This is a genomic window from Variovorax sp. HW608, assembly GCF_900090195.1.
GTDB lineage: Bacteria > Pseudomonadota > Gammaproteobacteria > Burkholderiales > Burkholderiaceae_C > Variovorax.
On the sequence record NZ_LT607803.1, the window covers coordinates 6,285,178 to 6,309,337 of the forward strand.

The 24,160-nt window shown below is 67.8% G+C and carries 20 protein-coding genes; 11 read left to right on the plus strand and 9 right to left on the minus strand.

Annotation, left to right across the window (positions count from 1 at the left end; genetic code table 11):
* The first annotated feature begins 2 nt into the window (after positions 1-2).
* Positions 3-1,049 (plus strand): DMT family transporter, encoded by a 1,047-nt coding sequence (locus tag VAR608DRAFT_RS29710; RefSeq protein WP_088957340.1) that lies wholly within the window; start codon positions 3-5, stop codon positions 1,047-1,049.
* A 22-nt stretch (positions 1,050-1,071) separates the two neighbouring features.
* Here the strand turns inward: VAR608DRAFT_RS29710 and VAR608DRAFT_RS29715 are convergent, their stop codons facing one another.
* Positions 1,072-1,845: a transporter gene (locus tag VAR608DRAFT_RS29715; RefSeq protein WP_157731159.1), complete on the minus strand. Its 774-nt coding sequence runs from the start codon at positions 1,843-1,845 to the stop codon at positions 1,072-1,074.
* A gap of 217 nt (positions 1,846-2,062) precedes the next feature.
* Here VAR608DRAFT_RS29715 and VAR608DRAFT_RS29720 point away from each other — a divergent pair, with 217 nt between their 5' ends.
* From VAR608DRAFT_RS29720 to VAR608DRAFT_RS29735, 4 genes are all read left to right on the plus strand, one after another.
* Entirely contained in the window at positions 2,063-3,067 is a 1,005-nt protein-coding gene (locus tag VAR608DRAFT_RS29720) for a substrate-binding domain-containing protein (protein WP_088957341.1), read from the plus strand.
* Complete coding sequence (locus tag VAR608DRAFT_RS29725; protein WP_231973008.1) at positions 3,064-3,849, plus strand: ATP-binding cassette domain-containing protein; 786 nt, start codon at positions 3,064-3,066, stop codon at positions 3,847-3,849. The genes VAR608DRAFT_RS29720 and VAR608DRAFT_RS29725 overlap by 4 nt, the downstream gene beginning before the upstream one ends.
* Before the next feature lie 101 nt (positions 3,850-3,950).
* Complete coding sequence (locus VAR608DRAFT_RS29730; protein ID WP_088957343.1) at positions 3,951-4,976, plus strand: ABC transporter permease; 1,026 nt, start codon at positions 3,951-3,953, stop codon at positions 4,974-4,976.
* 123 nt (positions 4,977-5,099) lie between these two features.
* Complete coding sequence (locus VAR608DRAFT_RS29735; RefSeq protein WP_088957344.1) at positions 5,100-6,398, plus strand: MFS transporter; 1,299 nt, start codon at positions 5,100-5,102, stop codon at positions 6,396-6,398.
* Between the two features lie 36 nt (positions 6,399-6,434).
* Here VAR608DRAFT_RS29735 and VAR608DRAFT_RS29740 read toward each other — a convergent pair whose 3' ends face one another.
* Both VAR608DRAFT_RS29740 and VAR608DRAFT_RS29745 read right to left on the minus strand, forming a co-directional pair.
* Positions 6,435-6,794 carry a hypothetical protein gene (locus VAR608DRAFT_RS29740; protein WP_088957345.1) on the minus strand — a complete coding sequence of 120 codons (360 nt, stop codon included), beginning with the start codon at positions 6,792-6,794 and terminating at the stop codon, positions 6,435-6,437.
* 139 nt (positions 6,795-6,933) lie between these two features.
* Positions 6,934-7,566 (minus strand): Crp/Fnr family transcriptional regulator, encoded by a 633-nt coding sequence (locus tag VAR608DRAFT_RS29745; RefSeq protein WP_088957346.1) that lies wholly within the window; start codon positions 7,564-7,566, stop codon positions 6,934-6,936.
* Between the two features lie 139 nt (positions 7,567-7,705).
* On the opposite strand from VAR608DRAFT_RS29745, the gene VAR608DRAFT_RS29750 reads away from it, so the two are divergent.
* Positions 7,706-9,268, plus strand: coding sequence for a phospholipase D-like domain-containing protein (locus VAR608DRAFT_RS29750; RefSeq protein WP_088957347.1), 1,563 nt, complete (start codon positions 7,706-7,708; stop codon positions 9,266-9,268).
* Positions 9,269-9,288: 20 nt separating this feature from the next.
* Here VAR608DRAFT_RS29750 and VAR608DRAFT_RS29755 read toward each other — a convergent pair whose 3' ends face one another.
* Complete coding sequence (locus VAR608DRAFT_RS29755) at positions 9,289-11,718, minus strand: alkaline phosphatase family protein (protein WP_197700431.1); 2,430 nt, start codon at positions 11,716-11,718, stop codon at positions 9,289-9,291.
* 131 nt (positions 11,719-11,849) lie between these two features.
* Here VAR608DRAFT_RS29755 and VAR608DRAFT_RS29760 point away from each other — a divergent pair, with 131 nt between their 5' ends.
* From VAR608DRAFT_RS29760 to VAR608DRAFT_RS29770, 3 genes are all read left to right on the plus strand, one after another.
* A complete protein-coding gene (locus VAR608DRAFT_RS29760; protein ID WP_088957348.1) occupies positions 11,850-12,638 on the plus strand; it encodes a gamma-glutamylcyclotransferase family protein in 789 nt (262 codons plus the stop codon).
* 69 nt (positions 12,639-12,707) lie between these two features.
* A complete protein-coding gene (locus tag VAR608DRAFT_RS29765) occupies positions 12,708-13,433 on the plus strand; it encodes a hypothetical protein (protein WP_197700432.1) in 726 nt (241 codons plus the stop codon).
* A gap of 18 nt (positions 13,434-13,451) precedes the next feature.
* On the plus strand, positions 13,452-18,794 hold the full coding sequence (locus VAR608DRAFT_RS29770; protein WP_088957349.1) for an AAA family ATPase: 5,343 nt from the start codon (positions 13,452-13,454) through the stop codon (positions 18,792-18,794).
* A 19-nt stretch (positions 18,795-18,813) separates the two neighbouring features.
* Here VAR608DRAFT_RS29770 and VAR608DRAFT_RS29775 read toward each other — a convergent pair whose 3' ends face one another.
* Complete coding sequence (locus tag VAR608DRAFT_RS29775; protein ID WP_088957350.1) at positions 18,814-20,136, minus strand: hypothetical protein; 1,323 nt, start codon at positions 20,134-20,136, stop codon at positions 18,814-18,816.
* 181 nt (positions 20,137-20,317) lie between these two features.
* On the opposite strand from VAR608DRAFT_RS29775, the gene VAR608DRAFT_RS29780 reads away from it, so the two are divergent.
* Entirely contained in the window at positions 20,318-21,277 is a 960-nt protein-coding gene (locus tag VAR608DRAFT_RS29780; protein WP_197700433.1) for a chitosanase, read from the plus strand.
* A gap of 123 nt (positions 21,278-21,400) precedes the next feature.
* Here the strand turns inward: VAR608DRAFT_RS29780 and VAR608DRAFT_RS37310 are convergent, their stop codons facing one another.
* The gene (locus VAR608DRAFT_RS37310) at positions 21,401-21,583 is read right to left on the minus strand and encodes a hypothetical protein (RefSeq protein WP_157731160.1); all 183 of its coding nucleotides are present in this window, start codon (positions 21,581-21,583) and stop codon (positions 21,401-21,403) included.
* On the minus strand, positions 21,544-22,809 hold the full coding sequence (locus VAR608DRAFT_RS29790; protein ID WP_088957353.1) for an NUDIX hydrolase: 1,266 nt from the start codon (positions 22,807-22,809) through the stop codon (positions 21,544-21,546). The genes VAR608DRAFT_RS37310 and VAR608DRAFT_RS29790 overlap by 40 nt, the downstream gene beginning before the upstream one ends.
* A 177-nt stretch (positions 22,810-22,986) precedes the next feature.
* On the opposite strand from VAR608DRAFT_RS29790, the gene VAR608DRAFT_RS37315 reads away from it, so the two are divergent.
* The gene (locus VAR608DRAFT_RS37315; protein ID WP_157731161.1) at positions 22,987-23,184 is read left to right on the plus strand and encodes a hypothetical protein; all 198 of its coding nucleotides are present in this window, start codon (positions 22,987-22,989) and stop codon (positions 23,182-23,184) included.
* A gap of 4 nt (positions 23,185-23,188) precedes the next feature.
* Here the strand turns inward: VAR608DRAFT_RS37315 and VAR608DRAFT_RS29800 are convergent, their stop codons facing one another.
* Complete coding sequence (locus VAR608DRAFT_RS29800) at positions 23,189-23,434, minus strand: DNA-directed RNA polymerase subunit alpha C-terminal domain-containing protein (protein WP_088957355.1); 246 nt, start codon at positions 23,432-23,434, stop codon at positions 23,189-23,191.
* Between the two features lie 159 nt (positions 23,435-23,593).
* Complete coding sequence (locus VAR608DRAFT_RS29805; RefSeq protein WP_088957356.1) at positions 23,594-24,115, minus strand: BON domain-containing protein; 522 nt, start codon at positions 24,113-24,115, stop codon at positions 23,594-23,596.
* Between the last annotated feature and the right edge of the window lie 45 nt (positions 24,116-24,160).

The following is a 24,160-nucleotide window of genomic DNA, read 5'->3' on the forward strand; positions in this document are numbered from 1 at the left end:
CCATGAACACCCTGCCCGCCGTCCGAGGCGGCCTCCTCGCGCTCCTGGCCGCGACGCTCTTCGGCGTCAGCACGCCCTTCGTCCAGCGTGCCGGCACCGGGCTCGGGCCTTTTTCGACCGCAGCGCTGCTCTATGCCGGCGCGGCCGTCATCGGCGCGCTGCTGCGCCAGCCGGTCGAACGCGAGGCGGCCGTGCGACGCAGCGATCTCGGCCGCCTGGCACTGATGGCGCTCTTCGGCGCCGGCATCGGACCGGTTGCGCTCGCCTGGGGTCTGCAGCACACGAGCGGCACCAGTGCCTCGCTCATGCTGGCACTCGAGGCGCTGTTCACCGCGGTGCTCGCCCGCCTCCTGTACCGCGAGGTGATGGATCGCCGCGTGTGGACGGCGATGCTCCTGCTGCTCGCCGGAGGCGTCGCGCTCGTGCTCGATCGGGGGCTGACCGGCGGCATGCAAGGGCTCGGCCTGCTCGCGGTGCTCGGCGCCACTGCCGCCTGGGGCGTCGACAACACGCTGTCGCGCCCGCTGGCAGAACGCGATCCCGGGCAAGTCGTGTTCGGCAAGTCCCTCCTGGGCGCGACGATCACCACCCTGCTGGCGATCGCGTCCGGCGAGCCGGTGCCCGGCTGGGGCGCCGCGCTCGGGCTGCTGGCGATCGGCGCGAGCGGCTACGGCCTGAGCCTGCGGCTTTACCTGCTGGCGCAGCGCGCGTTCGGCGCCGCGCGCACCGGCTCGGTCTTCGCGTTCGCCCCCTTCATCGGCGCCCTCGGCGCGATCGCGCTCGGCGACCGGTCGCTCAGTGCCGGCATGGCCTTCGGCGGCGTGCTGATGCTCGCGGGCGTCGTGCTGCATCTGGCGGAATCGCACGGCCACGAACACGCTCACGACGAACTCGAGCACGAGCATGCGCACTCGCATGACGACGGGCACCACATGCACACGCACGACCCGGTGCCCGCCGGCCCGCACAGTCACCCGCATCGCCACGAGCCCCTGCAGCATTCGCATCCGCATGTGCCGGATGCACACCACACGCACGAGCACCCGTAGGGGGCCGTCGTGCCTTGCGCTCTCACCAGAGCCGGGCCAGGGGCAGCACGACGCCGGTGAACAGCGAGGTTGCCGCAGGCCGGGGCCGGAATGCGCGCGCGACGCCCACGTCGAAAGTCAGTCGCCGCGTGGGACTGAAGGTGAGCGCCGCAAGAAGCTGCACGCCGTTGTCGGCGCCGTTGCGGTGAGTGCCCGAGACCTCGCCGGTCAGCCCCCAGGGGCCTGACAGCGACGTGGAGAACGCAGTCGACGCGCCGATCTGCGTGCGCGAGCTGCCGGGGTCGGCCTGGCCCAGCTGCGTTGCGTTGAGATTGGCGTCCATGTGCACCGGTCCGAGGTCGCGGCTGAAGATGGTGTTGATCGTGTAGTCGGTCTTGCCGCTGCCGATCACGTCGTTGGCGGTCGGCAGCTTGACGTCGAACTCCATGCCGAACGCCGTCGCGGCGTCCACGACCCATGCCCGCTTCAAGGTCAGGACGGTGTCGCCCACGCCTTGCGAGCGGCCGATGTCGCCGTGCTGCGAGACGTAGGCCTCGCCGCCGACGAGCACGCCCCACTGATCGTCGAAGGCCAGCTTCAGGAGGTAGGGCGCACTGTTGCGCAAGGACTGGCTGTCGCTCCTGCGCTGGCCGCCGAGTTCGAGTTCGAGCTGGCCCGGCGCAGGCAGCTGAGCGGGGCTGGAGACCGAGGGCCGATAGGGTGTGATGGGCGGCGCGCCGTCGCCGTCATCGGCTGCGCGCACGCCCCCGGAGAAGGCCAGCGAGGCCAGTGCCATTCCCGCCAGGCGGGCCGTCATGTGATGAATCTTGAGTCGCACGCTGAAAACAAGTTGAACCGATGAGCTGACCGCCGATTGTGTTCCTCCCTGGCTGCCGGCGGCGCCGACTCGACACGGGGGAATGCGAGTCCTATAGTCGCTTTCCTCCTGGGCCGCGACAGCCCCCCGGAAGATGCCGCCGCTGCCCGTGGCGCAGGAGAGCTCGACAGTGCATATCCACCTCGAAGGAGACGCAATGAAAAAGTCGATTCTCATGGTCGCAGGCACCCTGCTCGCCGCCCTCCTCGCCGCCCTCCTCGCCGCCGCGCCGGCCATGGCCCAGAAGAAGACGCTGGCCGTCGTCGTGAAGGGCCTGGACAACCCCTTCTTCACCGTGCTCGGCGACGGCTGCGCGCTCTGGAACAAGGAGAACGCCAGCGCCGAGTACACCTGCCTCTACACCGGCCCGGCATCGAGCGCCGACGAGGCAGGCGAAGTCCAGATCGTCGAGGACCTCATCAACAAGGGCGTCGCGGGCATCGCGATCTCGCCGTCGAACGCGCCGGCCATGGCGACGATGCTCAAGGCCAAGGCCCCGAAGATGCCGATCATGACGATCGACGCCGACCTCGCGGCTTCGGATCGAGCGCTGCGCAAGACCTACCTCGGCACCAACAACTACGACATGGGCGTGCTGATGGCCAAGCACCTGAAGGCGCTCAATCCCAAGGGCGGCACGGTGTGCATGCAGCTCGGCAATGTCGCGGCCGACAACATCAACGCGCGCGCGGCGGGCTTCCGCGACACCATCAGCGGCAAGAAGGGCATCGACCGGCTCAAGGGCGAAGGCGGCTGGACCGAGGTCGCCGGCTGTCCGCTCTTCACCAACGACCAGATCGACCTCGCGAACCAGCAGATGTCGGACGTGTTCACCAAGAACCCGAAGCTCAATGCCTTCATCCTCGTGGGCGGCTGGGCCCAGTTCGGCCCGCAGGCCTATGCGCAGGTGACCGACCAGGTGATGCCCAAGCTGAAGTCCAAGGAACTGATCGTCATCGCGGGCGACACGCTGCCGCCGCAGCTCGATGCGCTGAAGGCCGGGCGCAGCCATGCGCAGATCGGCCAGCGCCCGTTCGAGATGGGCCACCGCGCGCCGGCCGTGCTGATCGACCTGATCAACGGCAAGCAGGTCGCGGACCCGCTCTACACGGGCCTGGACGAATGCGTGCCGACCAACCTGGACAAGTGCCCGGCGAAGTGACCGGCCAAGTGACCGGCGAATCGACGGGCCAGCTTGCGGCGCCATCCGTGCTGGAGCTGTCCCGGATCTCCAAGCATTTCGGCGCGATCCAGGCGCTCTGCGACGTGTCCCTGTCGCTCAGGGCCGGCGAGGTCGTCGGCCTGATGGGCGACAACGGGGCCGGCAAGTCGACCCTGGTGAAGATCATCGCGGGCAACTACCCGCCGAGCGAAGGCATGGTGAGCATGGAAGGCCGCAAGGTGGTCTTCCACAAGCCCGCCGACGCACGCGAGGAAGGCATCGAGATCGTCTACCAGGACCTCGCGCTGTGCGACAACCTCACGGCCGCCGAGAACGTCTATCTCGGCCGCGAGCTGACCTTCGGCCTGGGCCCGTTCAAGGTGCTGAACTACCGCGCGATGTTCCAGCGCGCCGGCGAGCTCTTCGCCGAGTTGAAGTCGGAGACGAGGCCGCGCGACCTGGTGCGGCGCATGTCCGGCGGCCAGCGGCAGGCGGTCGCGATCGCGCGCACGCGGCTGGCCGACCCGCGCATCGTGCTGATGGACGAGCCGACCGCCGCGATCAGCGTGCGGCAGATCGCCGAGGTGCTGAGCCTGATCCGCCGCCTGCGCGACCACGGCATCGCGGTGGTGCTGATCAGCCACCGCATGCCGGACGTCTTCGCGGTCGCGGACCGCATCGTGGTGCTGCGGCGCGGCGCGAAGGTGGCCGACAAGCCGATCGCGCAGAGCTCGCCCGAAGAAGTGACCGGGCTGATCACCGGCGCCATCGAGCTTGCCTGAGCCTGAGGAAAACATGTGCCCCCATGCTCATCACTTCGTGTATTCGCTGCCCCCCGAGGGGGCGCATGCCTCCTTTGAGGCGGCTCGGCAGGAGGCATGACATGGCCGCGACGCTCGAAGAACAGATCGACCGCCGCGCTCACGGCAACTGGCTCGGCTGGCTCGTGAGCCAGCAGACCTTCTGGGTCTCGGTGGCCGCGGTGGTGGCCTTCGTCGCGCTCTCGCTCGCCAGCGACGTGTTCGCGACGCAGCAGAACCTGTTCAACGTCACGCGCAACTTCGCCTTCGTCGCGATCATCGCGATCGGCATGACGGCCGTGATCATCACCGGCGGCATCGATCTCTCGGTGGGTGCAGTGCTGGTGCTCTCGGGCATGGTGATCGGCATGACGATGCATGCGGGCCTGTCGATCTGGCTGGCGGTTCCGCTGGCGCTCGGCGTGTCGCTGGCGGTGGGCGCATTCAACGGGCTCATGATCGCGTATGTCGGCGTGCCGCCGTTCGTGGTCACGCTGGGCGTGCTGTCGATCGCGCGCAGCCTCGCGATGGTGCTGTCGAACAACCGCATGGTGTACGAGTTCGGGCCCGACCAGCCCAGGCTGCTGGCGCTCGGCGGCGGCTTCGTCAACCTCTCGCTGCCGCTCATGGACCCGATACGGATTCCGAGTCCGGTGATCTTCCTCCTCGTGCTGCTGGTGATCGCCAGCATTGCCTTCCGCTGGACGCGATGGGGCCGCCATCTCTACGCCATCGGCGGCAACGAGCGCGCCGCGACGATGACCGGCGTGCCGGTGAAGCCGGTGAAGGTCAGCGTCTACATGTTCTGCAGCCTCTGCGCGGGGATCGCGGGCATCCTCGAAGTCGGATGGCTGGGCACGGTCACGACCAGCCTCGGGCAAGGCATGGAGCTGTCGGTGATCGCCGCGTCGGTGATCGGCGGCACCAACCTCGCCGGCGGCATCGGCACCGCGTTCGGCGCGGTGGTGGGCGCGGCGCTGATCGAAGTGATCCGAAACAGCCTGATCCTGCTCGGCATCAGCACCTTCTGGCAGGGGACCTTCGTCGGCAGCTTCATCATCGTCGCGGTGCTGTTCGACCGGCTGCGCGCACGCGGCGCGAACGACTGAGCGCGCGCCCGCGCCGCCCGCCTCGCCCGCCTCGCCCGCATCGCCCGCATCGCCCATATCGCCGATGTATAAACATCGGCCCCGCCGTGTGGGCGACAAAAAAGGAAAGAGACAGACAACAACATGGAACCCATCGAACAACGCATCATTTCGAAGATCAGCTGGCGGCTGCTGCCGCTCCTGATGGTCAGCTATTTCATCGCCTACCTCGACCGCGTGAACCTCGGCTTCGCCGGCGCGTCGATGTCGAAGGACCTGGGCTTCAGCGCCACCGTGTTCGGCAACGCGGCGGGAATTTTCTTCATCGCCTATTTCCTGTTCGAGGTGCCGAGCAACCTGGCGCTCGAGCGCTTCGGCGCGCGGCGCTGGATCGCGCGGATCATGCTCACCTGGGGCGTGCTCTCGATGGCGCAGGCCTGGGTCGGCGGCGCGACGAGCTTCAACGTCGTCAGATTCCTGCTGGGCCTGGCCGAGGCCGGCTTCTTTCCCGGCGTGATCTTCTACCTGACCCTGTGGTTTCCGGCTGCGTACCGCGCGCGCATCGTCGGCTGGTTCATGTTCGCGGTCCCGATCTCGACCGTCATCGGCTCCCCCATCTCCGGCTACATCCTCAATATGGACGGCTTCTGGGGCATGCGCGGCTGGCAGTGGCTCTTCATCCTCGAGGCGATACCGGCGATCGTGCTGACCTTCGTCGTGCTGCTGTATCTGCCCGATCGTCCGAAGGATGCGAAGTGGCTCTCGGCCGACGAAGCCGACTGGCTTCAGAAGAAGCTCGACGCCGAGCGGGTGCATCGCGAGTCGATCCACCGCATCTCGTGGAAGCAGGCATTGCTCAACTGGAAGGTGATCTCGCTGGGCATCGTCTACATGGGCATCACGGTGCCGCTCTATGGGCTCAGCTTCTTCCTGCCGCAGATCATCAAGGGCTTCGGCGGCCTCGGCAATGTCGAGATCGGCTTCATCAATGCGTTTCCGTATCTGGTCGGCTCGATCGCGATGGTGCTCTGGTCGCGCTGGTCCGACGCGCGGCGCGAGCGCAAGCTCTTTCTGCTGATTCCGCTGGCCTGCATCTTCGTGGGACTGGTGGCGGCAGCGCAGATCAGCTCGCCGGTGCCGAAGATGGCGGCGGTCACGCTGGCCGCCGCGGGCATCTTCTCGGCGCTGCCGGTGTTCTGGACCGTGCCGACCGCACTGCTGAGCGGCGTCGCGGCCGCCGCGGGCATCGCCTGGATCAACTCGATCGGCAACCTGGGTGGCTACATCGGGCCGACGATCTTCGGCGTGCTCAAGGACCGGATGGGCAACGACTTCTACGCGGTGCTGTTCCTCGCGGCGCTGTCGGTGGTGGCGATCGCGCTCGTGCTCGTGGTCGGCCACGACCAGCGCGCCGAACTGGGCGCCGAAGGCGCGCGAGCCTGAATGCGGACGGCCGCCGGCAGTCCGCCGGCGGCACGATCAGCGGGTGGGATGCGAGAAGCGGACCGCCATCGCGCCGGAGTCCTCCGGCACCGGATGAAGGCCGAAGCCGAACAGGGTCGCAAAACGACATTTCCAGGTGCGCGGTCCCCACCTCAGTTCGATGCGCCCGCGGACGGTGATGGCGATCACGTCCCGGTCGCCCGAACAGGACCGCAGCACGAGACCGTCTTCGCACAGCGCCGCAATGTCGTGCTGGATCGCCGAACGCTCGGCAGCGCCCGCCTTGCCGATCGGCTGGCCCGTCAGGCGCAGACAGAGATAAGGCGCGGTGACGACACGCCCCCCTTCCTGTTCGAGGGCGTAGAGGAGCCGTGCCTGGCTCGACGTCAGTTTCATGGAAGTCCCCCTGAGCCGCCTTTTTTTGCCGGCGGTCGTTGATGAAGCGGGGGCAGTGTAGTGACGGTGCATCGGCCTGCCATCGGGCCGCTGCATCAAAGAGAAGATTCCCGGCGAAAACCAGCCGGGTCGCCCGCCCTCACCAGGCCGAAGGCAGCTTGCGAAGAATCACCATGCGACCGTTGCGCTGGCCGATGTAGCCGCCGGCGGTGAGCTCCTTCATCACGCGGTTGACCATCTCGCGCGATGCGCCGATGCGGTCCGCGATGTCCTGCTGGGTGAGCTTGTTGCGCATCAGGCGCTCCTCGCCTACCGGGTCGGAAAGCTCCGTCAGCACCCGCACCATGCGGCCGTAGACATCCTGCAGCGCCATGCTGCGCACCTGGTCGGTGAGCCGGCGCACCATGCGGATCAGCTTGCGCGTGAGATGCACCGCGAAGTCCGGCTGCTCGACCAGGAATTGCCGCAGATCGGTGCCCTGCACCACGCGGCAGGTGCACGGGCCGAGCGCCTTGATCGATGCCGAGCGCTTCTCGCCGTCGATGGCCAGCTCGCCGAAATATTCACCGGGGCCGTACTCGGTCAACACGACTTCGCGACCGTCTTCGGAGCTCGCATAGACCTTCACGCGGCCACTCAGAACGATATAGAGCGAATCGGTGGTGTCCCCCTCGTTGATGAGGATCGCGTGCGCGGGAAAAGCGCGGGTCACGCCACGCGGCGCAATGGCGTCGAGCAGGGACTGCGGCAGGCGGTCGCTGGCGGAACTCATCGGATGCTCCGGGCTGCGCGGCGTGGGGTTCGGCAACCTGCGGGGGATTATCAAACCCGCAAGGGGATGTGATCAATGTCACTTTCGGCCTGGGAACTGCTTCATGGCGAAGCAGTGGCGCACGACCTAGATTCGCAGCATGTCGAATCGGGTCTTTCGCATCCTCGCGCTGCTGCTGATGTTCGCCGTGCTCGCGGGCTGTGCGAGCCTGCCGCCGGGTGTCGAAAGGCCCGTGTCGCAAGCGGCCACCGACGTCGCCGACACGCGGCTCGCGGCAGTGGCCGCGGCGTCGGTCGATGCAGAGCCCCCGCACCTCTCCGGCCTGCGCCTGCTGCCGGCCGGCGACCAGGCCTTCGAGGCCCGCATCGCGCTGGCACGCGCGGCAGAGAAGTCGATCGACGCGCAGTACTACCAGATCGCGGACGACGCCACGGGCCGGCAATTCCTGCGCGAGTTGCGCAATGCGGCCGACCGCGGCGTGCGGGTGCGCGTGCTGGTGGACGACCTGCAGGCCGCGGGCCAGGACGCGCTGCTCGCCGGCTTCGCGGCCCATCCCGGCATCGAGGTGCGCATGTTCAATCCGCTCGCGGTGCGCGAAGGCAGCGTGGGCGCGCGGGTGTTCTTCTCGATGAACGAGTTCTCGCGCATCAACCGCCGCATGCACAACAAGCTCTTCGTCGCCGACAGCGTTCTTGCGATCAGCGGCGGCCGCAACATCGCCGACGAGTACTTCGGACGCAGCGAGCCCGCCAATTTCATCGACATGGACATGCTGTCCGCCGGTCCCGTGGTGGCCGAGATGACGGCCGTCTTCGACGCCTACTGGAACAGCCCGCACGCCTACCCGATCGAGCATCTCGCGACCGGCATCAGCACCGAAGCGGCGCGCTGGCACTTCGACAGGATCACCGCATCGGCGGCCGCATCCGACGCGGCGCCGGCGCGAGATTCGCTCGGCCAGACTTCCATCGGCCCGCAGATCGCCGCCGGCCGCATCCAGCTGCAGATGGCCGCGGTGCGCGTGGTCGCGGATTCACCGCGCAAGGCCGATCCGGGCCACGAATCGCTCGCCGACGGCGTGGTGATGAACGGCAACCTCGACCTGATGCAATCGGCGCATTCCGAGGTGCTGATCGCCTCGCCCTACTTCGTGCCGGGGCGGCGCACCATGGAAGTGCTCCAGCAGGCGGCGGACAACCAGGTGCACGTGTCGATCATGACCAACTCGCTGGCCACGACGGACGAGCCGCTCGCGCACTTCGGCTATGCCCGCTACCGGCAGGCGCTGCTGGAACGCCGCGTCGCGCTCTACGAGCTCATGCCCGGCGACGACGAGCACGAAGCGCATGCCGATGGCCCGCACGCCTCGCTCGGCCGGCTGCACGCGAAGCTCGCGGTGGTGGACCGCCGCTGGCTCTCGATCGGCTCGATGAACATGGACCGCCGCTCGGCAAACGCCAACACCGAGATGAGCCTGATCGTCGACAGCCCCGCCCTCGCATCGCAGGTGGCGGGACTGCTCCGCAACGACCGCCTGCCGCGCAGCTACCAGGTGCGCAGCACGCCCGGCCGGCAGGGCATCGAATGGGTCTCGCAGCGCGGCAAGGAGGAAGTCGTGCTGAGCCAGGAGCCGAACGCCACCGCGGCGCGCAGGCTGCGCCTGCAGATGCTCGCCGCGATGGTGGATGAAGAGCTTCTGTAGTCGGGGCCTGTCAGCAGGCCCTACGCCAGCCGCTTCGCGAGCGCATCGATCATCGCGTGCAACGACTTCAGGTCGGTCGCGTCGGCCAGGATCTGCTGCGAGATCCTGTTGATCTCGTCCGAGCTCAGCTTGCCTGCCGCAAGCGCCGTCACCGCGCGCGGCGCCATCAGGCGGTGCAGGTCGTGCAGACGCTCCTTGCGGCCCGACTTGCCCTCGCGCGGGAAGGTCTTGTCGTAGGGCGGCGTGAGCGTCGGCGCATCCGTGCGCGGGCTGGTGCACTGGAGCACCCCTTCGAAGCTCGGCGCCTGCAGGATGCGGTCGCCCATGCACCAGCGCGATTCGGGAATGCCGAACCAGCGCAGCAGCGTCGCCGCGAACGAGGTGCCGTCGTAGGCCACTTCATTGGGCGAGCGGAACACCGTCTTCTCCTTGATCCACGGCGACACCACGATGGTCGGAACGCGCACCCCCATGATGTCGTAGCGGAAGCCGTCGTTGACGTCGTTCGGCCACGGGTTCACCGCATACGGCGGCTTCACGTGATCGAAGATGCCGCCGTGCTCGTCGAAGGTGATGACGAACAGGGTCTCGTTCCACGCCGGCCCCGCGCGCAGGGCATCGTAGATCTCGTTGAGCGCCACCTCGCCCGGCACCAAGTCCGCGCCCGGGTGGTAGGACGAGGTGCCCGAGGTCGCGATCCACGCCGGCTCCAGCATGCTGAAGGCCGGCAGCCGGCCGGCGCGCGCATCCTCCTTGAACTTCTGGATGCCTTCGATGAAGCTCGTCTGGCATTGCGAGATCGCGGCGTCGACCGACGGGATCTGGCCCTGCAGGTACAGGTGGTAGGTGTGGACGAAGTTCATCCACTCCACCGAGTTGTATATCTTCCAGTCGGTGAAGCCGTTGCTCCACAGCACCTTCCACATCGACTGGCGGTGCGGCGACAGCGGCCAGTAGGTGTACTGCGTACCGTTCTGGAAGTTGTTGAGCTGCCCGAGCGCCGAGCCGGTGAAAGACATCGCGCGGTTCGGATCGGTCGCTCCAGGCATCGCGCTGAACCACGCATCGGAGATTCCGAAGCCCTTCGCGAGCCCATTGAGCACCGGCAGCTGCTCGGGCATGTAGGTCCACATCACCTCGTGCACGCCGTTGTTCCACACGAAGCCGCCCATGTCCGGCGCAGCGCGCTGCGCGTAGCCGTCGCGGTTCGAGAAGAAGAGCTGGCGCAGCACGTCGGACTTGTCGTGATACGGGTCCTCGGGCAGGAAGTCGAGGTCCCAGTCCTCGCTCAGTTGCCCGTCCTTGTACTTCTTGACGAACACCGGCGTGGGCTTGCCCTCCTTGTCGGGCATGCCGGGGTCGAGGTTGAACATGGCTTCGTCGACGCCGTCGAAGGGCCGGTCGTCGCCGACGAAGTGGATGCCGGTCTCGCCCTTGCCGTAGAGCCAGCCGCAGACGTGGTCGAAGGACCGGTTCTCGAGCATCAGGTAGACCACATGCTTGATCTTCGAGCGCATGAAGTCGATGGTGCCCGGCATCTCGGCGCGCGCCGGGTCGATCGCGCGCAGCGACTGGATGCCCGTGAGCTCGACGCCGCTGCGCAGGCCCTCCGGCAGGGTGCCTTGGCGCAGCGGACCGGTCAGCGGATTGGCACTCGCCGGATCGAATCGCCAGAGCCGGTAGGCGCCGTCGGCGGGCGTCCAGTCAAGCACCAGGTCGCCGATCACCGCGAGGCTGTGGCTGGCGTCGATGTCGGTCCACTGGCCGCGCTGGATCGCGGGCTGGCCGAGCGGCATCACGCTCTGCGGGTCGAAGCTCCAGACCCAGTACTCGCCGGTCTCGGGCACGCGGTCGAGCACGTAGTTGCCCAGCGGGATCAGTTCGTGGCCGAACTGGATGCTGTCGAACGAACCCTGCGGCGTATAGGGCACGGGCAAGGGATCGGCCGCGCCCGGCTTGAGCGGGCTGGGGTCGAAGTTCCACAGCTGGAAGGTGCCGCGCCCTTCGGTCGGAATCACGTTGAGCATGAAGCCGCCGAGCGGCAGCAGGAGCAGCTCGTTGCCCGAGTCGTAGCCCTCGTGCGCGCCCTGCGGATTGCCGAAGTCGGGCCGGTACTGCCAGAACTTCGCCTTGGTCCACAGGCCGTGCTGCAAGGCGGTGGCGTTCAGCGGATCGGGGCTTTGCGGGTCGAACTCGAACAGCCGGTACGGAAAGCACGGCTGGTAGGGCTGCAGCATCAGCGGCCCCCATTCGAGCAGGTAGCGGCCGATCGGCACCAGCGAGTGGGTGGGGTCGAATGCCGCGTTGGACGCCAGTGGCATCGGCTCCAGGATCTCGTCCGCATCGGGATCGAAACGCCAGAGCCCATAGCCCGGGCTGCCCTTGGAAGCGCCCCGGGCGGGCGTGCGGCTGATCACGAAGTCCTGGCTCGCGGGTGTGTTGTGGCTCACTTTTCGCAACTCCTGATTGAAGACTGATGTCGCCTTCACGGACAATCCCGCAGCCACAGCGGCCCGGTCGCCCCAACTCCCCAGCGGCGAATACTAATGGTGCCGGCCGCCGGCTGTACAGGAGGATTCTCGTGTTCTGGTACTTCGGCTACGGATCGAACATGGACATGACGTCCCTGCGCGCCAAGGGCGTGGAGCCGCACCGGTCGCGCCGCGCCGCGCTGCAGGGCTGGCGGCTGCGCTTCAACGTGCAGCACTTCTTCCGCCACGAAGGCGGCGTCGGCAACATCGAGCGCACGGGCGATCCGTCCGACGTGGTGCGCGGCGTGCTTCATCTCTGCGAGGACGCGCACATGGCGCTGCTCGACGCCGCCGAAGCCTACGGCCACGGCTACGACCGCATCGAAGTCACGCTGGACACCGACGAGGGCCGCCAGCCGGCCATCGCCTACGCCGGCCTGCCCGCCTTCCTCAACGACGCCTGCCTGCCCACGCAGCGCTACCTCAACATCCTGGTGCAGGGCGCGACGCATGCGGGACTCGATGCGGCCTATGTCGATGCATTGCGCCGCCATCCGGTGCAGACCAATCCCGAGCCGCCGCCCTTCGTTCCCCCGCCGGGCAACTACCCCGTCTTCGATGCCGAGGAACTCGCCCGCCGGCCGCAGTACACCGCGCTCGCGGGCTGCGTCTTCGACATGAGCGCGGCGCGCGCGTACCACCGCTATCTGCAGCGTTACTTCGGCGGACGCGACATGACGCTCTTCCACCTCAAGCGCCTGGACGAATCCGACGGCCGCGAAACCCTCGAAGACGTACGCCTCGGCCGCTTCACGCCGGCGCAGCGGCGCTATCTCGATGAGTACCTGCACGCTTACATGCACGAATACGCGTATGTGGGGCGGTTCGACTATGCATGAATTGGCTTGCCGCGCCGCAGGCACCGAAGTACGGTACGCTCGCGCCTACCCAAGCAAAGGAGCTATCTGATGGACGCGCTGCACGAACTGCCGCCAGCCCTGCCCCACGGCGAGATCGAGGAAGTCTTTCCCGATGTCTTTTTCGTGACAGGCACGATGAAGACCGTCCTCATGGACGCCCCCTGGCACTTCAGCCGCAACATGACCGTGGTGCGCGACGGCAGTGACCTGACGCTCGTCAATCCGATGCGGCTCGATGAAGCGGGACTCGAAAAGCTCGAATCGCTCGGCCGCATCGCCCACGTGGTGCAGATCGGCTCGCTGCACGACCGCGACAACGCCTTCTACAAGCTGCGCTATGGCGCGACCTTCTGGGCGCCGCCGGGCACGCAGCACGCCTACGGGCTGGTGCCCGACAAGGTGCTCAAGCCCGACTCGGAAGTGCCGTTCGAGGGCTGCACCGTGTTCGCATTCGAGACCACGCGCATGCCCGAGTGCGTGCTGCGCATCGACCGCGCGGGCGGCATCCTGGTGGCCTGTGACGCGCTGCAGAACTGGGTCGAACCCAACGAGTACTTCTCCGACGAGTCGCGCGAGATGATGCGCGGCATGGGCTTCTTCCAGCCGGCCAACTTCGGCCCGCTGTTCATGCAGGTCAACCAGCCCAAGGTCGGCGACTACGCGCGCCTCGGCGCGATGCCCTACCGCCATGCGCTGTGCGGGCACGGCACGCCGCTGCGCGACACCGCGGCCGAGGCCTACGCCGAGCGCGCACGCCAGGTGTTCGGCGCCTAGGCGCCGGATCGGAGCGCGGTGGTCACGATTCCCGGCTACCGGATCGGCGAGCGCATCCACCAGTCCCAGCGCCGCGCGATCTATCGCGCGGTGCGCATCGCGGACGATCATCCGGTCGTCATCAAGACGCTCGATGCCGAATACCCCGGCCGGCAGGAAGTGGCCGAACTGCGCCACGAGTACAGCCTGCTCAAGCGCCTGCAGTCGATCGAATCGGTGGTGCGGGTGCATGCCCTGGAGACCTGGGGCAACGGCAACGTGGCGCTGGTGCTCGAGCCCTTCGGCCACTCGCTGGCCGAGCAGGCCGCCGCACAGGGCGAGCGCGGGCTGCCGCTCGAAAGCCTGTTCCGCATCGCGATCGCGCTGGCCGAGGCGCTCGCGCGCGTGCACGAGCTCGACGTGGTGCACAAGAACATCGAGCCGCACAGCATCCTCGTCGACGCGGCCGAGGACGTCCGGCTGATCGACTTCAGCATCGCGTCGGAGCTCTCGCTGGAGCGCCAGAACGACGCGCTGTCGCGCCGGCTCGAAGGCGCGCTGCGCTACATGTCGCCCGAGCAGACCGGACGCATGAACCGGCTGCTCGACTACCGCTCGGACTTCTATTCGCTCGGCATCACGCTGTTCGAGCTGCTGACCGGCGAGCTGCCCTTCCATGCGCGCACCGTGCTCGAATGGGTGCACAGCCACATCGGCAAGGCGCCGCCCTCGCCCAGCGACATGAACCCGGCGATCCCGCAGCCGGTGTCGGCGATCGTCCTCAAGCTGATGGCGAAGAACGCGGAGGACCGCTACCAGAGCAGCTACGGGTTGATCGAGGACCTCGGCCGCTGCCAGCGCGAACTGGCGCAAACGGGCAGCATCTCGCCCTTCGCGCTCGGGTATCGCGACGTCTCGCGCAAGTTCAACATCCCGCAGCGCCTCTACGGACGCGAAGCCGAGCAGGCCGCGCTGCTCGCGCTGTTCGAGCGTGTGGCCGCGGGCGGCACCGAGTTCTGCATGGTCTCGGGTCCCTCCGGCGTGGGCAAGTCGGCGCTGGTCAACGAGATCGCCAAGCCGCTGGTGCGCCGCGAGGGCTACCTCATCCAGGGCAAGTTCGACCAGTTCCAGCGCAGCACGCCCTACTCCGCGGTGGCGCTGGCATTTCGCAGCCTCGCGCGCCAGCTGATGGCCGAATCGCTGGACCGCCGCCGGACTCTGGGCGAGAAGCTGGTGGCGGCGGTCGCGCCGAACGGCCGGCTGCTCGTCGAGCTGATTCCCGAGCTCGAAGAGATCATGGGCCCCCAGCCGCCCGTGCCCGCATTGCCGCCCAACGAGCAGCAGAACCGACTGCAGATCGCCTTCCTGAACTTCGTGCGCGCGCTCGCGAGCGAGCAGCCGCTGGTGGTGTTCCTCGACGACCTGCAGTTCAGCGACGCGTCGACGCTCAACCTGCTGCGCTGGCTCGCGACGGCGCGCGACCTGCGGCATCTGCTGCTGATCGGCGCATACCGGAGCAACGAGGTCGACGTCGGCCATCCGCTGCGGCTGGCGCTCAACGAGATCCAGGAAAGCCGTGCGATCCACGAACTGGCCCTGCGGCCCCTCGCGCTGCCCGCGGTCGAGCAACTGGTGGCGGATGCGCTGCACGCCGACGTGGCCGCGTGCCGGCCGCTGGCCGAGTTGCTGCACGAACGCGCGCAGGGCAACCCCTTCTTCCTCACGGCGCTGCTGCGCGCGCTCGAGCAGGCGCGCGCCATCGCCTTCGCGCCTGAATCGGGCCGCTGGCGCTGGGACATGGAGGCGGTGCGCAGCAGCGGCCTGGGCAGCGACGTGGTCGACTTCGTGCTCGCCAACCTGCGCAAGCTGCCGGCCGCGACACAGCGCGTGCTGGAGCTCGCGGCCTGTATCGGCGACACCTTCGATCTGCGCACGCTGTCGATCATCCACGAGCAATCGATGGAGCGCACCGCAGCCGACCTGCTGCCCGCGATGCAGCGCCACCTGGTGGTGCCGCTCAACGAGGACTACAAGCTGGTCGGCAGCGGCGGCGAGGCGGCCACCGCCGGGCTGAATCCGAGCTACCGCTTCCAGCATGACCGGGTGCAGCAGGCGGCCTACGCGCTGATCGCCGCCGATCGCAAGGAAAGCGTGCACCTCTCGATCGGCCGGCTGATCCAGCGCCACGCCACGCCCGAGGAACGCGGAGAGCGGCTGATCGAGATCGTCGGCCACCTCAACGAATGCCACCGGCTCATCGACGATCCGGCCGAACGCAAGGCGCTGGCGCGCATGAACCTCGAAGCCGGCAGCCGCGCGCTGCGCTCGTCGGCCTACGAATCGGCGCTCGCCTATCTGGGCCACGGGCTCGCGCTGCTGCCGGAAGATGCGTGGACCAGCGACCTCGACCTCAAGATGGCGCTCGCGACCGAGTACCAGCAATGCGCCTACCTCACCGCGAACTACAGCGAGGCCGAGTCGTGGATCGAGCAGATGCTCGCGCATGCGCGATCGAACCTGGAAAAGGCCGAGATCCTCTCGATGCGCACGCGCCAGTACGCCACCATCGGCAAGATGGCCGAGTCGATCCGCGCCGCGACCACCGGCCTCGCGCTGCTCGGCATGCGGATCACCGACGACCCGGACCGAGCGGCGATCGGGCGCGAGATCGCCGCCGTGCGGCGCAACCTCGGCGGGCGCAGGATCGCCGATCTCATCGACGCGCCGCCGATGTCGGATCCGGTGCAGCAGGTCGCGATCCGGCTCCTGATGGAGATCTTCCCGGCGGCCTTTCTCTCGGGCAGCGGCAATCTCTTCCCGTTCCTCGTCCTGCGCGCGGTGAACATCTCGCTGCGCCACGGCAACAGCCCCGAATCGGCCTTTGCCTACGCGGCCTACGGCATGTTGCTGTGCGGCGCGCTGGACGACGCGCCGCTCGGCTACGAGTACGGCCAGCTCGCGGTCGCGATGAACGACCTGAGCGACGACATCGCGCTGAAGTCGCGCGTGATCTACGTCTATGCGATGTTCGTGCACCACTGGAGCAACCATTGGTCGACGATGACGCCATGGTTCCGGCGCGGCATCGAGGCCGGCTACCAGTCGGGCGACCTGCTCTACCTGGCCTACAGCGCGCAGGACTGCATCATCTGGGACCCGAAGCTCGATCTCGAAGCCGCCGCTCAGGAGCACGCGGACTTCCTCACCATCGTGCGCGATTGCGAATACCAGGACTCGCTCGATTCGGGGACGCTGTTCCTGCAGATGCAGCGCAATTTCCTCGGCCAGACCGACGGCTTGTGCTCCATGAACGATGCGAGCTTCGACGAAGCGCGCTGCCTCGAAGGCATGCGGCAGCGCCGCTTCATGACGGGCGTGGCCAACTATCACATCTACAAGGCCGAGATCTTCTGGTTCTACGGCGAGCACCAGCAGGCGCTGGCCCATGTGCGCGAACAGGACAAGCTCATCGCCTCGGCGATGTCGCTGCCGCAGCTCGCGCGCTTCTACATCGTGGCCTACCTTACGCTGGCGGCCTGCCTGCCGGGCATGCCGGCCGACGAGCAGGCGGCCACCCGGGCGCGGATGCGCGCCGATCTTCGGCGGATGACGCGCTGGGCGAGCCACTGCGCAGCGAACTTCCTGCACCTGCAGCGGCTGATGCAGGCAGAGCTCGCGCGCCTCGACGGTCGCGTCGAGGCCGCTCTGCAGGCCTATGAAATGGCGATGGCCGCCGCGCACGAATCGGGCTTCCGGCGCGACGAGGCGATGGCCAACGAACTCGCGGGCCGCCACCTGCTCGCCTCGGGCCGTCGCAAGGCCGCCGAGGGCTACCTGCGCGCGGCGCGCAATCTCTACGAAGGCTGGGGCGCGCGGCGCAAGGTCGCCCACATGGAGGAGGAGTTCCCGGCGCTCGCGCAGTCGTCATCGGCGACGCGGCCGCGCGGCGATGCGTCGAAATCCAGCGCCGCCAATCTCGACTCCGCCTCGCTCGACCTCGCCTCGGTGATGAAGGCCTCGCAGGCCATCGCGAGCGAGATCGCGCTGGATCAGCTCTGGACCGCGACGATGCGGATCATGCTGGAGAACGCCGGTGCGCAGCGCGGCTGCTTCGTGGTGCGCGAAGACGAACAGCTCGTCATCGAAGGACTGTGCGAGGCAGGCCAGGAAGCGACGGTGCCGTCGCGCGCCGTTCCCTTCGACAGCAACGAAGGTGCGCTCGCCCTCCCGATCTCGATCGTCTACCACGTGCTGAACACCGAGAGCCCGATCGTCCTGCACGATGCGGCGCGCGCCGGACGCTTTTCGCGCGATGCCTATCTGCAGGCACGCCAGCCGCAGTCGGTGCTGTGCATTCCGCTGCGCCAGCACGGCCGCTGCGAAGGTGCGATCTACATGGAGAACAGCCTGACGGGCGGCGTCTTCACCGAAGAGCGCATCGAAGTGATCCAGCTGCTCGCCGCCCAGGTCTCGATCTCCATCGAGAACGCGCGGCTCTACCAGCGGCAGCAGCGCCTGATCGAGGCGCAGCGCCGCTTCGTTCCCAGCCAGTTCCTCGAAAGCCTGGATCGCCGCGACATCGCGCGCGTGAGCCTCGGTGAAAGCGTCGCCAAGACCATGAGCGTGCTGTTCTCCGATCTGCGCGACTTCACGCCGCTGTCCGAGCGGCTCGACCCGCGCAGCACCATCGACCTGCTCAACCGCTACTTCGGCAGCATGGAGGTTCAGATCAAGCAGGCCGGCGGCTTCATCGACTCCTTCGCGGGCGACGAGATCAAGGTGCTCTTCGACACCGAGCCCGACGCCGCCGTGCGCACCGGCATCGCGATGTGCCGGGCGCTCGAAGTCTTCAACGAACGCGCCGTCGCCCGCGGCCAGCCGACCCTGGCGGCCGGCATCGGCGTCAACACCGGACCGCTGCTGCTGGGCACCGTGGGCGGGGACGAGCGCATCCAGTGCACGGTGATCGGCGACCCGGTCAACCTCGCTTCGCGCATCGAGCAGCTCACCAAGGTCTACCACGCGCGCTTGCTGATCGGCGAGGCGACCTACCACGCCCTGCGCGCGCCCGAGGCCTTCGCATTGCGGCGCGTCGATCGCGTGGCGGTGAAGGGCAAGAACATCGCCGTGGACGTCTATGAGGTCATCGATGCCGAGGCGCCCGAGCGCCGCGATGCCAAGCTCGCGACCCGCGAGCGGCTCGATTCGGCGATGTCGCTGTACTTCGAGGGCGAGTTCGAAGCCGCGCTCGGTCTGTTCGAAAAGGCCAGCGCTGCGGACCCGCACGATCCCGTCCCACGCATCTTCATCGAACGCTGCACCCGCTACATGCGCGAACCCCTCGAGGAGTGGGAAGGGTTCGAGCGCCTGCTCCACAAGTAGGGCCGGGCCCCCGGGGCGCTCAGGCGCAGCCGAAGCAGGGCGAGAAATCGGCGCCGCCCTTGCTCTGGCAGCGCGCGAGCGCTTGTTCGTAGGTATAGGTCGGCGAGATCGTCTTCGGATTGAAGCAAAGGTCCATCTGCGCCAGTGCGCAGATGGTCAGACGGTCGTTCTCGCTGGCCGGGTTCGGCGCACCGCTGCCGTCGCCCTGGTTGGGGCCGAACCAGCGCTCGCAGGCCGTGCGGATGGCCTCGCCGGGATCGACCTCCTCGCCGCGCTTCGCCGCATCGGCGCACAGGCCCAGGAAGCTTGCGGCCGCGAGGTCCTGGGCCTCGTACTTGCGGATGTCCGGGATCTGGCCCGGGTTGTCGGTGCAGCGGCCGGTCACGCCGGCGGCGATCATGTGGTTGGCGATCAGGTAAGGCGTCTTCTTCGGACTGCCGGGCAACACCCGGATGAAGCCCGCCTGCAGCACGTTGACCGTCGGCGATCCGTTGGCGTCCTTCGGCAGATGCTCCTTGTAGCGCGTGCGAAACCAGCCGGGCGCCTGCGGGTCGTAGAGCGGCGATCCGCACACCAGGAGCGGCAGGGTCAGCGGATTCTCCGCATTCGACGGCGGGTTGAGCATGAGTTCGAGCATCGAGCGCACGTAGGTCAGGCCGCGCGCGTCGTTGTCGAAGAACATCGAGGTGAGGCTGATCGGAAAGTAGTCGTTGGGGTATTCGCTCTCGCCCGACCCCGGCGCGGCGATCGGATTGACATCGAGGATCGCGTGATAGCGCTCCGGCGAACCGATGCCCGCGCACTTGAGGATCTGCGCCCAGCGCCGCAGCGTCATGTTGTTGAGGTAGTTCGCGGTCTGGTAGGCGACGATCGGCGGGTAGTGCATCAAGGTCACCGCCTGGTGGTTGGCGATCGGCATGCCGACCGGCAGGCACGGCAGCCATTGCGAAGGACCGTCGCTGCGATTCACCGGAAAGCCGGACATCGGATTCCAGGCGGGCGTTTCGCGGCAGGCATCGCAGCCGTCGAGCGCGAGGCCCGCATGCTGCGCATCGAGCATCGCGACGTGCATGGCAGCGAAGTGCTCGGCCTGCTGCGCGAAGGCCGGCAGCGCCCGGAATGCGACCATGTAGCCGGTCGCGCCCGCCCCCTTGGTCACGGCGAGCGATCCGGCCTCGATCTGGATGCCGTCTTCCGCCAGCGAACTCGCGGTGAAGTGCGCGATGACGTCCTCGTAGGTGTCGAGCTTCAGCTTCGCGCGCGTCGCCGGGTCGAGCAGCGCGGGATCGGGAAAGAGCCGTTCCTGGTAGTCACGGGAACCGGGCAAGGGGTACATGATCACGATTCGAACTCCTCCGGCCATGTTGGCGAATCCGCGCGAGCGTAGCGGCAACGCCTCGGCCTGTACAGCGAAAACAGGGCGCATCGCTCGCCTCCACGAACGGCCATCCACTGAATGGTGGATGGCAGGCGTCATGCCTTTCTGCTGCAATCGCCGCCGATACGGTTGCAGGAGGAACGCAATGGCCACTGCCCCCGCCGCGGGCGCACCGCTCACCTCGACCCAGGTCAAGAGCGCGCAGGCGATCGTGAACGTGTTCGAAACCGGCTCGGTGCTGGGCGACTACGGCCAGGTGACGCTGATCCCCGGCGACACGGGCCATCTCACCTACGGCCGCTCGCAGACCACGCTGGGTTCCGGCAACCTCGCAACGCTGCTGCAGCGCTATTGCGCGAACCTCGGCGCACGCTTCGGCGCGCGCCTTGCGCAAGCGTTGCCGCGCTTCCAGCAGCGCGACCTCACGCTCGACAACGACGGCAAGCTCCAGAACGTGCTGCGCGCCTCGGCCGACGATCCGGTGATGCGCGAGACGCAGGACGCCTTCTTCGACGACAGCTATTGGCAGCCCGCGCTGGCCGCCGCAGGCAAGCTCGGCATCGTCTCGCCGCTCGGGGTCGCGGTGGTCTACGACAGCACGGTGCATGGCTCGTGGGCGCTGATCCGCGACCGGACGATCGCCGCCGTCGGGCAGGTCGGCACAGCGGGCGAGCAGGCGTGGATCAAGGCCTACGTCTCGGCGCGGCGCGACTGGATGGCCACGAACAAGCGCGCCGACATCCGCGCGACCGTGTATCGCATGGACGCCTTCCAGCGCTTGATCGACCAGGGCTTCTGGGGGCTCGAGCTGCCACTGGTGGTGCGCGGGCAGGAGATCTCGGCCGCCACGCTCTCGGCCATGCCGCCGGGCTGCTACGACGGACCGCCGCCGGGTTCGCGCGTGCTCACGGTGCAGTCGCCGCTCGCGCGCGGGCTCGACGTCCGGCTGCTGCAGCTGGGGCTGTCCGATCTGGGCGCCGACATCAAGGCCGACGGCGTGTTCGGCCAGGCCTCGTTCCGCGGCGTGAAGGACTACCAGGCCCAGCACGGCCTGCCGGCCAACGGCGTGGCCGATGTCGCGTTGATCGCGAAGATCGTCGGCTGAGCGCCCGCCGAGGAAGGCCATTGTTTCGCTTTCATGGACGACCCGTCCTCAAGGCGCAGAAACCCGGCGGGTCCGGCAAATCGAGAATCGCGAGATCGGCCTCCGAAAGGAAGCCTTTCCTCTTCACCGACCATGGCCCTGCTCCGCAGATGCCTGCTGGATGTCCGCATCCGGCAAGGCGATCCCGACATCTCGCTGCTCGAATGCGGCGTCCTGGCCCGCGACCTCGAAGAACGATCCGGCCTCGCGCGCGACCAGACCGAAGCTCAGGCCCGCCTGAGAAAGCCGCTGGCCGGCGCCAGCCATTCGACGCCTTCGGCCGCCAGCGGCGAGCGCTGATCCGCTTCGCGCAGGAACAGCAGCTTCTCCTCCTCCAGCAGCAGACAGGCCGCCGAATCCGGCTGGTCCGCCGGTCGCAGCACGCGCAGGGTGCATCCGCCAATGGCCAGCCGGTCGCCGGGCAACGGGACCGTGCCGCGCAGCGCCAGGGTCCATCGCACCCGGCCGGGCGCCGATGCGAGCAGCATCGCGGCATGCGCCTCGTCGCCCGGGCAGGCATCGATCAGCGCCCAATCGCCGCCTTCGCCGCCGACGAAATAGCTGTTGACCAGAAGATCGCCGCTGCGGCCCGTCACGCGCACCACTCGCGATGACAGCCGCATCGCGAGCCCCGGCGTGAGCTCGTAGCGCCCGTGGCACTGGCCGTCGGGATCGATCAGCGAAATCTCCTCGTAGGCCGGCTCGCCCGGATTCACCGGCCGACGGCCGCCCGGGCCTTCGGCCAGCCGGGGCATCACCAGGCGGACTTCGCGCAGGCCACGCGCGTGCTCCACGCAATCCAGCGCACTGCCGAAGGTCGCGAGCTGCTCGAGGATGCGCCGCTGGACGTTCATCAGCCGCAGGCCTCGCGCCGGGTCCAGCGCATCGGCGGGCCGGAGCCAGAGGTGTTCGACCGTCTCGCGCCCGTCGGGACGTGCGCTTTGCGCCGGCGGCGCCACCGCCACGAAAAAGCGCGTGTCGAAACGCCTCGGCATCCCGGGCGGCGTCAGCCAGTGGCTGAAGTAAGTCAGCCGGTCGACCGCGAGGCGCCAGCCCTGGCGTTCGCACAGGCGCAGCATGGCGTCGCCGCCCGCCTCCACCGTCGCCCGGAGCGCCGCGAGTTCCGCGGACGGCAGGCCGTCGAGCGTGATGAGCCGGCCGTCGGCACCGGTGGCGAAGAGCAGTCCGGCTTCCTCGAAGCATTCGCGCACGGCGGCGGCGTAGTAATCGAGGCCGTTCGCGGGCATCGCCAGGCGCAGGCTTGCCGCAACGTCGTCCACGCCCGCGCAAAGCCCATGCAGCGCGCGGTCGTTCGGATCCACCGTGCCGCCGGGGAACACGGCGGCGCCGCTGTTCTGGTCGGCCTCCTTCTCGGCACGGCGCAGCATCAGCACCTCCATGCCGGCGAGGCCATCGCGCAGAACGATCAGGGTGGCGGCGGTACGCACGGGCCGCAGCGGCGCCGCCGTCGGGGAATTCGTGGGAATGGACATGGTTGCGGGCGGTTTTACCAGCAAGGCGCCGCGCGCCGCGTCGCGCCTATGACGACGCGCGGGCAGTTTGCTTCATCGTTTTCCCTAACCCGAACTTCGCCGAAATGCAAGAACCGTTTTGAGGAGGCCATCAAGCACAAGTTGTTTCAGACTCGCCGCCAGGAAAGTGGGGATGCCGTGGTCAAGAAGATTCGGCTCAATGATGAGCAATGGAACACCTTACAGGCGCTCTTGGAAGCGCACACCCAGAAGTTGCCGACGGATGCAATCAGGGTCTCTGAACGCCTCCGGTCGAACGGGTTGGTGACGTCCGACCGACAGGGAAGCAACTTCCTCACTGAGCAGGGGATGCGGCGGCTCAACCAGGGCCGCTGAAGCCTCAATCGGCGAGACGAAGGCCCTTGCGGTTGACGCTTTCGACGATCTCCCGCAGCGAATTCCGCCCCAGCCTCGACAGCACGAAGAGCTTGCGCGCCGGCAGCCGGGTGAGATCGCGCACGGTGTGGAGCTCGTTCAGCCGCAGCACGTTGGTCGTGCGCAGCGAAAGATCGAGGATGGCGATGTCGGCGTCCAGAACCGGGTGCGCGGCCGCGGCGGCAGTGACGGGGTCTTGGCGATGATCCATGCGAGTCTCCTGAAGCGATGCCCGAAACCTGCACACTCCGTGCCACCATCGTGCGCCCTCGACCCGGCTGGTTCCTCATTCGAGAAGATGGTCATTCGCCTGATTTCAGAACAGGTTGATTGACCGATATTCATACAGCTGCATGTTCTTCCGTCAGGGTTAACCAGTGGATCTGACTTCCAGCGCGTTGTCGACGGAAACCACGCCCTTGACCGATTTGGCGATCTCGCCTGCCCGCGCCTTGGCCTCCTCGCTCGGCGCCGGACCAGTGAGCCGGACCGCGCCGTTGCGGGCCTCGACGTCGATGCGCGAGACGGTCAGATCCGGGTCCCGGGCCAGCGCCGCGGACACCGCGAGCGTCACGCCGGCGTCGTCGGTGCTCGCGACGGTCGCCTCGCCAAGGTGCTTGATGGCTTCCTTGGCTGCAACGGCGTCCTGCTTGACCTCCGGCGAGGTCACGAAAGCTTTGGTCTTGTCGCGTGCGATTTCCGCCAGTTCCGTGGCCTTGTCGGCCGCCGCCGAGGCGGTCTTGCCGACCTGATCCACCGCGGCGTCCACCTGCCGCTTCGTGGATTCGTCGGCAGCACGGTCGGTGCATGCCGCCGCGCCGAGGATGCACGACGCCGCGATGACCGCAATTCGCAGAAGCGGCGGCGTGCGGATGCAATCCTTGCTGAACATTTCAACGCTCCTTTCGAACAGTGAGCCTCTAGGGGTTCACCGTTC